This window comes from Mesorhizobium sp. M7A.F.Ca.US.010.02.1.1 (assembly GCF_004023085.1).
Taxonomy (GTDB): Bacteria; Pseudomonadota; Alphaproteobacteria; order Rhizobiales; family Rhizobiaceae; genus Mesorhizobium.
The window spans coordinates 108,697-120,877 of record NZ_RZRV01000017.1 but is presented as its reverse complement, the minus strand read 5'-3'; the positions used below and the strand labels follow the sequence as shown (position 1 = coordinate 120,877).

Sequence of the window (12,181 nt, the reverse complement as noted above, 5' to 3'; positions counted from 1 at the left end):
GCGTAGCATCCTCGTAGCGCAACTCCCACCACCACTGGTGCCCGGTCACCCTGATTGTCAGCACAGCCTCCGAGCCGATCGCAGCCAGCGTCCTGTTGGCGAAAAAGCTTAGCAGCGTCAGTCCGATCAGGATGATGGCGGTCAGTCCGACGGCGGACCCGACCACGCGCATCTTGCGGCGTTCGGCCGCTTCGTCGAGTAAGAGGGGTTCATCGCCGGGACGCGATCGCATGACCAGCGGTGCTGCGAGCGCGATCATCACCAGCACCCACACAACCGCGCAAAGCGCGGTGAAGAACCAGATCAGCCAGGCCAACTCGTCGGCTGCGGGGCCTTTCGGGTCCAGCGCCGACTGCCAGCCTGCGCATCCCTGCAGAAGCAGGACACAGAAGGGGGCAAGCGCCATGAAGGCGAGCCGTCTCACGGCGACTTTCCCAGCGTCGCGGCATCCGGCAGGCGGTTTTCAGACGGGTGCACCATCATATCGTCGTTGCGCTGCGGCGCGGCGGAGGAGGGCGCGTTGCCGCTCAGTGCGCGTACGAAGGCCGCAAGTTCCCAGATTTGGTCGTCGGGTATCTTCTGGCGGAAGCTCGGCATCCCGTTTGGTCGCCCGTCGCGGATCGTGGCATGGATGCTTTCGATCGAGCTGCCGTAGAGCCACTTTTCGTCCATCAGCGCCGGGCCCATGCCGCCACCGCCATTGGCGTGACAGCCCGAGCAGTTGAACCAGCCGAACAGGCGCTTGCCCTCGCTAAGGTGAAAGGCGTTCGCCTCGAAGCTCGCCGCCTTGTTGTCACTGGCGGAAGGCCGCTGGCCGCCGGGCTCAAGCGCGGTCACCGGTGTCGGCTGTTCGCCTGAGCCGAGCGCCGATTGTGGCCGGGTATCGCGCTCCTCACGCTGGCAGGCGACCAGGGCCAGCGTCAAGGGCAGCAACATCGCCAGAGCCTGCCTCATCGCGCCGGACTCCCGGCCATGTCCAGACGCGGTACGCCGTATTGCGCCAGAACCGCGTCGATCTCCGCCTTGTGTCTGGCAAGCGCGCTATTCACATCGCCACGCAGCGCATCGTCCTCGCGCCGAACACCCATTGAGATGTCGTACATCAGCGGCAGTTGCGGTCCGTCGATGCGAGGCGTGACCGGCGTGATCCGGAGCGACACCTTTTGCCTCTGGGCGAAATAGCCGGCGAGCGGACCCCAGACCACGGCAAGATCAATCTCACCGTTCGCGACAGCTTCGACGATGCGCGCCGGAGGGTTGGGAGCGGAGTAGTCGCCATAGACGGGATAGCCGATCAGATGTCCGACGATGCCGCGGCGGCCAAGCGCTTGGACAGGCGGCGAGTTGGCGCCATCGTCGCCGATGAGCTGAACACCGATGCGCAATTCTCGCAACCGCGGGTCGTTGAATGAGGCCACGTCCGGGCCGTCCTGGCGGGTCACGAAGACATAGGACGAACGGTAGTAAGGCGTGGTGGTGCGCAGCATTTCGAGATTGGCAGGCGTGCCGGGCACGAGATCGCAAAGGCCTGCCTTCAGCGTGTTGCGGATGAAGCCACGGCGCTGCGCCCACCAAGTATACGTCAGCTTGGCGCCGAGATCAGTGGCGATAATTTCCGCGATCCTGTTCTCGAAGCCTTGACCGGCCGCGTTGGAAAACGGCATGTTGTTCGGGTCGGCGCACACTCTCAACTCACGTGCATTGGCAATAGCCGGCAAGAGCAATAAGGCGAGCCCGGCCATGCCGATCGCCACCCGTTGGAACGCCTTGCGCGTCGGACGGACGGTCAAGTCCAATCGATCAAGGAAGCCGGAACACATAAAGCGTGCCTCCCGCCGTGGTAGCGTTCTTCAGATCCTTCATCGCGTTGACGAAGCCAAGTGCCGCGGTGGCATCGCGTGGGTCGAGGTCGCCCGAAACGATGGCGCCGGCCCAGCCACCGACGCCCGACAGAATTGCGACATATTGGTGCCCATCGGGGCCGCGATAGGTGATCGGCTGGCCGATGATGCCGGACGATGTCTTGAACTGCCAAAGCAGATCGCCAGTCCTGGCGCTGACGGCCTTGAACCAGCCTTCCATGGTGCCGTAAAAGACGACATCGCCGGCAGTGACGACGGTGCCACTCCACACCGGGAAGTTTTCTTTCAGGACCCAGGCCGGCTTGGCCGCGGTAACATCCCAAGCGGTAAAGGCACCCCGATTGCCCCCCGGCCCGGGGATCATGCGTACGTTCATGCCGACATAGGGTGTGCCTGCGATGTAGTTTACCTCGACGCCTTCTTCGTCCATGCAGAGATTGTTGTGGGGGATGTAGAGCAGGCCGGTCTTCGGCGAAAAGGCCGATGGTTGCCAGTCCTTGAGGCCGGACGCTGTCGGGCAAATATCTCGGACCACCTTGCCGGTGCCGGTTCTCTTGTCGGGGTTTGCAATCAGCCGGCCGGTCTTCAAATCGACACCCTTGCTGGAATTGACCGGGCCATAGGCTGTGGCAGACAGCACTTCGCCAGTGGTTCGATCGAGGATATAGAGGTAGCCATTGCGTTCCGGTCGGACCAGGACCTTGCGCGGCTTGCCTTGCCAGGTCATGTCCAGAAGGATCTGCTCGTTGATGCCGTCATAGTCATGGAGGTCATGCGGGCTCCACTGGTAGAACCACTTCGCCGCTCCGGTATCGGGATCACGCGCGAAAATACCGGACGTCCATTTGTTGTCGCCGGGCCGCAAATCCGGATTCCACGGTCCTGGATTGCCTGTGCCGTGGAAGATCAAGTTCAAGTCCGGATCGTAGGAGATCCAGCCCCACATATTGCCGCCGCCGATCTTCCAGGCTTCCGGCGGCCATGTCGTCACGCCAAGGTCTGTGCCCTTGTCCATGTCATAGTGGGGCTTGAAGTCCGGGCCGATCAGCACATCCTTGTCGGGTCCAGTGCCATAAGCCGTCCAGACAACATGCCCGTTTCCGGCATCCAGCGCCTTCACCCAGCCGCGGACGCCCATTTCGCCGCCGGAATTGCCGACCAGAACTTTTCCCTTCACCACCAGCGGCGCCATGGTGATTGTCTCGCCGATGTTGATGTTGCCGATATGAGCGTTCCAGATCGGCTTGCCCGTATCGGCATCGAGCGCGATCGTGTGGCCGTCCAGCGTGTTGAAGAAGATGCGCCCGTGGGCGAAGGCCGCGCCGCGGTTGACGACATCGCAGCAGGCCACCCCTTGTGCCGCCGGCTCGGGGTTGGGCTCGTACTTCCACTTCATCGGCGCGCCGGGCCTGGAAAGGTCGAGCGCGTAGACGATGTTGGGAAAGGGCGTGACGATGTACATGATGTTGCCGACAACCAGCGGCGCTGCTTCCTGGCCCTTGTTCACGCCGGTCGAGAAGGTAAAGGCGACCTGCAGGTTCTTGACATTGCCTTCGTTGATCTCGGTCAGGTCGCTGAAGCGGGTCGACGCGTAGTTCTTGGCTGGCATCGTCCATTGCCCGTCGTCGGGTGGCGCTGCGGCGGCGGGCGGCGCAATAGCCGCTGCCGATGGGGGCTCCGAGGCACCACTCAGGAATGGGCCGCATGCCAGCAGCATCACCGAGAATATGCAGGTGCGAAAAGAATTCCAGATCGCCAATGCGCGGGCGCCTCGTCCTGCGTCAACGCGCGCCGGTGCCGGGTGCAGCATGCCTTTCATTTGTGGATCGAGCCTCCCACGCCGGCGCCTAGCTCCGCCGCGATGTCAGCCTCGGTGCCGGCACAAAGCGGATGGCCCCAGCCCGATGCGCTTTTGCCCCCGGGATCGAGATCGTAGACGATGGCGTCCTTGCGATTGGGATTGACCCCGGCTGGAACCTTGTCGAGGCCGAGCGCCGCGCGAACACGCCAGGCGACATTGTGATCGGCGCATGAGGAATCTCCGGAGACTCCGATGCCTCCGACGATGCTCTTGCCGTCATAGAGGGCAAGCCCGCCGCCAAACACAACGACGCCTCCAATCGGCTTGCCGACGAGGGGATCGCTGGCGCTTCCGAACGTTTTGGGATCGCCCGCATAGGCCGCGGCCTGGTTGACCGGATTGGTCTCCTGCAAGCCGAAAAGCGGCCCGCCCGGCTGCGCCCCCGCGTAGAGATTGGCCGTCGATAGGGCCATCTGCGCCAGGCTGAGTCCATTGGCCGTGTTGGCCTTCTCTGCCGCGACGAGGCGACTGCCTGGCCATTGCGAATCGGCGGTGGGACCGCTGAAAGCGATCGCGCATACGGCGCCGTCGCGGGCGACGATAGCGGCCCATTCGTTGGTCTCAAAGCCACCGTTGGCAGGTCCGCCGCTTGCTTTCACATTGGCCTTGAGGACAGCGAGCAGCTTATCGTGGTCGGCCGGGCAGGGCGCCTGTGCCATGGCTTGGCCCTGTGGGAACAGGCCACCCGTCAACAACACCAGACCAAAGGCTGATAGCAAAAGCTGACAGCGATACATTGTCCTGCCCATTCGTTCGAGCATCAAAGAATCCCGGAGCACTCTGGCAGACTGGAAATGCGAGAATGAAGCCGTGATCCAATGCCGTCGGTATTTAACTTGGGCGATGCAGCTATGTTCCTGCTTCTGCAAAAAATTGCGCAGCCCCCTCGTACGCCGATGCAAGTTGCCGTTATCCGCGGCGAGATTGTGCTGCCTGCTGTGATACATATTGTGATACAAACAACACCCCGCAGGAAGGAAAAACGTGACAAAAACAGTGGGTTGATGGGCGAACTGATCCCAGCCAACGGTACCACCGGCTTTCCTCATAAAGCATTGGATTTAGTGGAAATGATCGCCCTCCGTTGCAGGAAGCGGTCGGGATCATGCTGCCCAGAGAGGTCAGGGATCACGGAAGGCGTGTGGTTCTCCGTATACCAGCCGTGACGGAGGAGAACGAACGGCAGACCCGAGGTCCGCAACGCAGCTTGACCTTTTGCAACGCTGCGCTGAAGCGCTTGAGGGGTTTTGAGCTATGGCGTTCCGGATGGGTGTCGCATCGGCCCGAACTGCGAGGTCGATCCTGGCTGCGTAAATTAAACTCGTTTGACGATGTCCGCTTCTGGCTGTTGGGACGCTTGGCCTTATCGTCCAACTCGGGATCGTATGGAGAACGGCAGCTTATCTCAAATGCCTGCCGAGACCTGACAGTCCGGTTACGGCCCGTTGCCGCCGGACTGCTTGCGCCCGCTTTTGGTCAGGCGAAATGCGTCAAAAGATGTTCGATGACGCGCTGTGTAGCATCGATGTCTGCCGTGCTCAGCCCTCGGCGATGATCGCTAGTGCCTTTGCAAAGCTAGCATCAAGGGAGGTCAGCGCCTCAATCGCTCCGTCATATACGCTGTCGAGTGTCGCTCCCCAGCCGTCTGCTGCGCCACGAGTATCGATGCCAAAGCGGGCGAGCGCCTCCTCGATGCCGGCGTCGATGCGCCCAGCCAATTTTACGCCAGATTCATTCCAACTTTGTGCGGCGTCTCAGTTGGGCGAACGCCGATAGATACTCGTTTGACAGGAAGAACAATGACCGTTCTCACTTGGTCACGAGCGTCTGTTGGTAGAAGGATCGTTGACAGAGGCGCTCTGGGGCCATAGCGTATTGGTATAACAGGTATGCCAATGATCGGAGTTCTGATCAAGCCGCGGAAGCTTTCGGACGAGGTTGCAGCGCACCTTGAGCGGATGATCCGCGAGGGAGAGCTGGCCGAAGCCGACCGGCTCCCATCCGAACGGGAACTCATGCGGCAGTTTGGGGTCGGGCGCCCTTCAATCCGCGAAGCCCTGCTGCATCTGAGCAAGATGGGCCTTGTCGAGGTGAAATCCGGCGAGCGCGCCCGCGTCACTCGGCCAACGCCCCAATTCGTGATCGACGCCCTCTCGGGGCCGGCGCGTCACATGATTTCGGCCCCCGGCGGGGTTCATGACTTCCAGAGCGCGCGTTTGTTTTTCGAAGTCGGTCTTGCCCGCAACGCCGCCATCAATGCCACCCCAGAAGATATTGAAAGTCTCAAAGAGGCGCTTGAAATCAACCGACAGTCGATCGGGGACCTGACGCGCTTCGAGCGCACCGACGTGGACTTCCACTACGTGCTGGCGGTGATCACCCGCAATCGAATCTTCACAGCTATCCACGCGGCGTTGGCCGAATGGCTGCTCGAACAGCGGCGCACGACTTTGGCCAAAGGTGAAGACCGCAAGGCCTATGAGGCTCATCGCGAAATCTTTGATGCCGTCGCCGCGCGCGATCCAGACGCCTCCGAAGCGGCTATGCGCAGGCATCTGGAATATGTGTCCAGGCGCTATCTGGAAATTGCAGGTGCCAAGTGATGAGGGGCTTCGTGGTCTGGGTCGATTTCCGCCTCAAGCCGGGTGCCCGGGGCAGATTCCGCGAACTTGTGGACGCCAATGCAACCGCGTCGATGCGCAGCGAGGCCGGCTGCCGCCGCTTTGACGTGACGGAGGCGCGCGGCGAACCGGACCGGGTCCTGCTCTATGAGATTTACGATAGCGAGGCCGCATTCGAGGAGCACTGCCGCACCGCTCACTTCGACGAATTCAATACGCAGAGCGCGCCGCTCGTCGTGACCAAGTTGGTGATGACCTGCGACCTCGTTCTTGAGGCCACGCATTGACGAGAACTAGGCGGATTGGCCCTTTTGGGCGAACGGGAGGAAGTGCATGTCAGAGCCAAGTCTCAGGGCGTTAACTTCTCACAGGCGGGTCAAACTTGGTACGCTCGTCGCCGAGTTCGCGACGCCGGGTATAGGTCACATCCTGAAGTCCGCTGGCTGTGACTTCGTCTTTTTCGATATGGAGCATTCGGGCTTCAGCCTGGAAACGGTGAAGAGTGCGATCCGCTATTTCGAAGCGGCCGACCTGCCGGTTATGGTGCGTGTGCCATCGCAGGACTACCATTTCCTTGCCCGCGCCATGGACATGGGGGCCGAAGGCCTGATCGCCCCGATGGTGAGTACCGTCGAGCAGGCGCAGCACATCATCAATTCCATGAAATATCACCCTGCCGGCGTCCGCGGCGTGGCGCTGCAGATCGCTCATGACCGCTACCGTCCGGGCTCGGTCGCTGATAAATTCTCAGCCGCCAACAAGCGCTCGACATTCATCTGCCTGATCGAGACCGCCGACGGCGTCAAGAACATTGACGGCATCGCGGGACTGGACGGGGTCGATTGTCTGTGGGTCGGACATTTCGACCTGTCCGTCTCGCTCGGCATTCCTGGCGACTTCGCCCACCCCACTTTCTCTGCTGCAATGGCCAAAATCGTTGCCGCCGCCAAGAAGCACAACAAATCGCTTGGACGCTTGGTTCCCAACGTCGCGCAGGGACACGACTTCTGCGCACAAGGCTTTGATTTTATTTGTTATTCAGGCGACGTTTGGATTCTGCACGACGCGATCGCCGACGCGGTTTCCAAGATCCGCGCCGGGTGCGAATAGGAGCGGAGGAGACGATGGACAGCGTAAAATTCAGGGTGGCGCTTTCCGGTGATTTCCGCAAGCCGGACGGCTCGCCGACCTACCCAGATTTCGATCTGGTGCCACTGCGCAATGCGACGGGCGTCGAGATGGTGTTCCTGGAGTCAAACAGTCCGCTTCGCGCCGACCAACTTGAGGATTTCGATGCGCTGATCCTCCTCGCCCATCGCTTCGATGCCACGAGTGTCCCCAGGAGCGGACGCCTGGCCGTCGTTGCCCGCTTCGGGGTCGGCTACGACACTGTCGACGTTGAGGCCTGCACCGCAGCCGGCATTGCCTTGGTCATCACGCCCGATGGCGTGCGACGCCCCGTCGCCGTATCCGTCATCACCTTCATGCTGGCACTGACCGGCAAACTGCTGACAAAGGACGCGCTCACCCGCAAAGGGTCTGTTGGTTTCGAGAAGCGCTCCGATCACATGGGGGTCGGCCTCGTCGGGCGTTCGCTTGGGTCACTGGGCATCGGCAACATCGGTGCCGAGGTCTTCCGCTTGGCGAAGCCCTTTGACATGCAATTCATTGCCCATGACCCGTTTGCCGACAAGAGGGTTGCTGCCGACCTGGGCGTCGAGCTGGTCGGGCTGGAGGATCTGTTTCGCCGCGCCGACGTGCTGTCGGTCAGTTGCCCCCTGTCGCCTCAGACCCACCACATAGTCAACGCTGAGCGGATCGCCCTGATGAAGCCGACAGCTTACCTGATCAACACCGCGCGCGGCCCGATCGTCGACCAGAAAGCGCTGACGCAAGCGCTGCAGGAGCGCCGCATCGCCGGCGCCGGTCTCGACGTGCTGGAACAAGAGCCTCCCGACGCAGACGATGCGATCCTCAAACTCGACAATGTGATCCTGGCGCCGCACGCACTTTGCTGGACCGACCAGTGCTTTGCCGGCAACGGTGCCGCCGACGTCAAAGCGGTAATGGAGGTGCAGCGCGGTCGGGAGCCGCGCGGCGTGGTCAATCGCGAGGTTCTTTCGAGCGAGCTGTGGAAGACCAGGCTGTCGGGGCTCGCCGCCCGCTTCGGAACCTAGGAGGACACTGATTTTTGGGCGCGCCGCCGCGGCCCCTTTGCGGCGACCTTACGGGAGGAAATGCTTGACCGCAGCGCCGGCGGACGAGTGAAGCAAATGGAAATGGGAGGACCAAGCACTATGAACGATCGTGAAAAACGTGACTTTCAGGCAGGTCTCGAAGCAGAGGTCGACGCCTTCATGAGCGGCGAAACCACCCGCCGAACTTTCATCACCCGCTTCGGTCAGATGACCGGCATGTTGGCCGTGTCCGGCCCGATGCTGGGGATGATGACGGATTGGGCGATGGCGCAGCAGACGCTGGAACTGGCGGACGCCACCTCGCCGCTCGGCCAAGCGCAGGCCGCAGCCCTAAAAGCATCGAAGGAAGGGCCGGCGGACGGTTCCGCCTTTCGCGCGGCGGAGGCGGCCAAGGCGCATTCGGGCGTCACCCTCAACATGACCTACGAGGCTGGCCTGCAGGCACTCGATCCGCGCAATTTCAGTGGGCCGATGTGGGAGCAGCTTACCGGGATGAAGTCGAATGTCGTCGAACTGTCGAACCCTGACCAGTACTCCAAGGCAGTCGCCGAGCACATCGCCGGCTCGGGTGCCTATGACGTTCTCGACATCTCGCCGGCCTGGACACCGTCGCTTGCCGATGGCGGCGTCATTGCCCCTCTAGACGACTACATCGCCAAATACATGAACCCGGCAGACCTCGAGGACTATCATCCCCTGTACAAGGCGCTGCCGACCTACAAGGGAAAGATCTGGGGGTTCTTCGACGACGGCGACATGTTCGCTCTCTACTACCGCAAGGACATCTTCGAGGATCCGAAAATGGTGGAGGCTTACCAGGCGAAGTTCAACGCCAAGCTTGGACCGCCGAAGACCTGGGAAGAATATGCCCAGATCGCCCAGTTCATTACCGACCAGATGGCGCCAAAGGTTTATGGCGCGGGACATTTCCGCAAGGCGGGCAGCCCTGGCAATCAGTTCGACTTTCTGCAGCAGTACCGCGCCAACGGCGGAAAACTGTTCGGAGACGACATGAAGGCCGGCTTGGTGTCGGATGCCGGCGTCAAGACGCTGACAAACATGCTCGCCGCAAACAAGGCCTCGATCCCCGGCAACAACGAGCTCGACGCCGTTTCCTTGTGGGCGGCTTTCCTGACCGGCAAAGTCGCGATGATCTATTCCTGGCCTCCTAGCGGCCGTATGGCGGCGAACTATTCGCAGTCCGCCACGGCAATCAACTTCATTCCGCAGTCGCAGATCGCTGGCAAGGTCGGCTATGCCGTCGTTCCGGGAAATCCGGAACATGCGACCGGCTACAACAAGGCACTGTCCGCGGATTCGCCCAACCCAGAGGCGGCGTATCTGTTCATGCAATGGGTATGCTCGCCACCCGTCTCGCTGGCACGTTGCATGCTGCCCTATGCGCTACGCGACCCATACCGCATCTCGCACTTCAAGTCCGAGCTCTACGGCGCGCTCTTCCCCAGTGCCAAGGAGTACCTTGCCAACCTCAACAACTCGGCAAATGTCGGTCTGCTCGATCCGATCATGCCAGGCGCGCAGGACTACTTCTTGAGCATCGACCGCATGTGCACCGCGGTGTGGGCTGGGGCGGATGCGAAGGCGTCGCTTGAAACGGCCGCCGCCGAGTGGAACGAGACGACCGACCGACTGGGTGTGGATTCGCAGAAAGGCTTCTACACCGAGTTCTTGAAACTGCCTGGCGCCACTGCCGACAACACGGTGGAAAAACTTGGCCTGGCGGTCACCCTCTGAGGGGAGGCATGCTGTCTGGAGCAATTGGTGTTGCGGGCGCTTGGCTCGCAACACCTCCCCGCTAAGCGGCGATTTTTGGATACGCCTATGCAGCCCACCGCCACGATCCGTCGCTTGAAGGCCGCCGGCGCACCGCCCCGGCTGTCTGCCTTTGCCCAATGGGCAGACCGTCACTTCAAGTGGCTGCTGGTGGCGCCCGCGGTGCTGCTGATATTGGCGCTCTCGATCTATCCGCTTCTGTTCTCGCTGGTGGTATCTTTCATCAACTACGACTTCCAGGTGCCGGGCCACGCCTTTGTCGGATTGAAGAACTTTGAGCGGGTCGTGTTCGATCCAGTAGCACGTTGGTCGCTGTTGCTGACAGCATGGCTGTCGGGCATCAGCGTCGCTATCGAATTCGTGCTCGGTCTCCTGGTGGCGCTGACAATGGTGCGCAGCTTTCCGGGCCGCGGTGTGATCATGTCGATCCTGATCGTGCCGCTGTTCATCAGCCCGGTCATCGTCGGCCAGGCCTGGACGCTGCTTTTACAGCGGCCTTTCGGACCGACCAACTATATCCTGACGCAACTATTGGGGCAGGAGGTTACGATAGGATGGATGACGGAGCGCCCGTGGCTCTATATCTCGCTGATCATCGCCGATGTCTGGCAGTGGACGCCGTTCATGTTCGTCATCCTGCTCGCTGGGCTGACCGCAATCCCACCCAATCTCTATGAGGCGGCAGAACTTGACGGCGTCAACGCCTGGCAGGCTTTTTGGGCGATCACGCTCCCGCATCTCGGGCCGATGATGCTGCTGGCCCTGACCTTCCGTCTGCTCGACGCAATCCGTATGTTCGATACCATTTTCATCATGACAGGCGGTGGCCCGGGAACACAAACTTACACGGCCTCCTATTATCTCTATACCGTCGGCTTCACGCAGTTTCATCTATCGCAAGCAACAGCAGGAAGTTGGCTGTTCCTGATCTTTACGGCGCTCATCGTGACGTTGCTGGTGCGTCGGCTCTTGAAGGTAGAACCGGTCTAATGGCCGCCGTCGCGCCCGCCCGCCGCAGGAAACGCCGGTCGTTGCCGATCGGCCGAATTCTGCTGCTGGGGTTCTTCCTGGTGTTTGTGCTGTGGCCGCTCTACTGGATGTTCAACACCTCCATCAAGCCCAGCGACGACTACCTCACCGTACCGCCTGTCTGGTTCCCTGCCGCACCGACGCTTGTCCACTACGAAGCTGCGCTGTTCACCTATCGCGGTCTCGACGGGCTTATCAACAGCCTGATTATTTCGCTTTCGGCGACGGTGCTTTCGGCACTGATCGGCACGCTGATGGCTTATAGTCTGGCGCGCTACAACACGGGCGGCCGGCATCTGTCCTTCTGGGTCCTGTCGCAGCGCTTCCTGCCACCGATAGGCATCGTCCTGCCGGTATTCCTTATCTATCGTGGCGTCGGGCTGTACGACACCCATATCGGGCTGATCCTAGCTTACACGGTCTTCACGCTACCGGTGTCGGTTTGGATGATGTTTGCCTATTTCCGCGGCATGCCGAAGTCGATGGAGGAGGCGGCCCTCGTCGATGGCTGCACGAGATGGGAGGCGTTCTGGCGCGTTGCCGTGCCGCTCGCAGCACCAGGCATCGTCGCGGCGGCTGTCTTCGCCTTCATTGCCTGCTGGACGGAGTTCTTCTTCGCTCTGATTTTGACCAGCCGAACTGCCTTTACGCTGCCAACGGTCTTCCGAGCCTTCATCGGCTTCCAGGGCGCACAATATGGTGAAGCCGCAGCCCTTGCCATTGTCTCCCTTGTGCCATCGATCGCCCTTGGAGTGCTTGCTCAACGACATCTCGTGCGCGGGCTGACGCTCGGCGCCGTTCGCGGATAGGAAGGGA

General features: G+C 61.3%; 12 protein-coding genes and 1 pseudogene. 7 read left to right on the top strand and 6 right to left on the bottom strand.

What is annotated here, in order from left to right; translation table 11 throughout:
• The 6 genes and pseudogenes from EOA19_RS19375 to EOA19_RS19350 all read right to left on the bottom strand — a co-directional run.
• Positions 1 to 424, bottom strand: a pseudogene (locus EOA19_RS19375) (cytochrome c oxidase subunit II); the annotation flags it as partial.
• The gene (locus tag EOA19_RS19370; RefSeq protein ID WP_128304512.1) at positions 421 to 954 is read right to left on the bottom strand and encodes a c-type cytochrome; all 534 of its coding nucleotides are present in this window, start codon (positions 952 to 954) and stop codon (positions 421 to 423) included. The pseudogene EOA19_RS19375 and the gene EOA19_RS19370, both read right to left, overlap by 4 nt.
• Positions 951 to 1,742, bottom strand: coding sequence for a substrate-binding domain-containing protein (locus EOA19_RS19365; protein WP_245486218.1), 792 nt, complete (start codon positions 1,740 to 1,742; stop codon positions 951 to 953). Before EOA19_RS19365 ends, EOA19_RS19370 begins: the two co-directional genes overlap by 4 nt.
• Before the next feature lie 58 nt (positions 1,743 to 1,800).
• Positions 1,801 to 3,681, bottom strand: coding sequence for a methanol/ethanol family PQQ-dependent dehydrogenase (locus EOA19_RS19360; RefSeq protein ID WP_128304510.1), 1,881 nt, complete (start codon positions 3,679 to 3,681; stop codon positions 1,801 to 1,803).
• Positions 3,678 to 4,382, bottom strand: coding sequence for a heme-binding protein (locus EOA19_RS19355; protein WP_127296135.1), 705 nt, complete (start codon positions 4,380 to 4,382; stop codon positions 3,678 to 3,680). Before EOA19_RS19355 ends, EOA19_RS19360 begins: the two co-directional genes overlap by 4 nt.
• An 879-nt stretch (positions 4,383 to 5,261) precedes the next feature.
• Positions 5,262 to 5,441, bottom strand: a complete 180-nt coding sequence (locus EOA19_RS19350; RefSeq protein ID WP_128304509.1) for a hypothetical protein — start codon at positions 5,439 to 5,441, stop codon at positions 5,262 to 5,264.
• A gap of 177 nt (positions 5,442 to 5,618) precedes the next feature.
• On the opposite strand from EOA19_RS19350, the gene nanR reads away from it, so the two are divergent.
• The 7 genes from nanR (at position 5,619) to EOA19_RS19315 (ending at position 12,174) form a co-directional block, all read left to right on the top strand.
• Entirely contained in the window at positions 5,619 to 6,326 is a 708-nt protein-coding gene (gene nanR / locus EOA19_RS19345) for a transcriptional regulator NanR (RefSeq protein ID WP_023811936.1), read from the top strand.
• Complete coding sequence (locus EOA19_RS19340; RefSeq protein ID WP_023811937.1) at positions 6,326 to 6,631, top strand: putative quinol monooxygenase; 306 nt, start codon at positions 6,326 to 6,328, stop codon at positions 6,629 to 6,631. The genes nanR and EOA19_RS19340 overlap by 1 nt, the downstream gene beginning before the upstream one ends.
• A 46-nt stretch (positions 6,632 to 6,677) precedes the next feature.
• Positions 6,678 to 7,454, top strand: a complete 777-nt coding sequence (locus tag EOA19_RS19335) for an aldolase/citrate lyase family protein (RefSeq protein ID WP_128304508.1) — start codon at positions 6,678 to 6,680, stop codon at positions 7,452 to 7,454.
• Between the two features lie 14 nt (positions 7,455 to 7,468).
• A complete protein-coding gene (locus EOA19_RS19330; protein WP_128304507.1) occupies positions 7,469 to 8,521 on the top strand; it encodes an NAD(P)-dependent oxidoreductase in 1,053 nt (350 codons plus the stop codon).
• Between the two features lie 120 nt (positions 8,522 to 8,641).
• Positions 8,642 to 10,297 (top strand): extracellular solute-binding protein, encoded by a 1,656-nt coding sequence (locus tag EOA19_RS19325; RefSeq protein ID WP_128304506.1) that lies wholly within the window; start codon positions 8,642 to 8,644, stop codon positions 10,295 to 10,297.
• A gap of 27 nt (positions 10,298 to 10,324) precedes the next feature.
• The gene (locus EOA19_RS19320; protein WP_245273236.1) at positions 10,325 to 11,326 is read left to right on the top strand and encodes a sugar ABC transporter permease; all 1,002 of its coding nucleotides are present in this window, start codon (positions 10,325 to 10,327) and stop codon (positions 11,324 to 11,326) included.
• Entirely contained in the window at positions 11,326 to 12,174 is an 849-nt protein-coding gene (locus tag EOA19_RS19315) for a carbohydrate ABC transporter permease (RefSeq protein WP_031213481.1), read from the top strand. The genes EOA19_RS19320 and EOA19_RS19315 overlap by 1 nt, the downstream gene beginning before the upstream one ends.
• Positions 12,175 to 12,181: the final 7 nt, after the last annotated feature.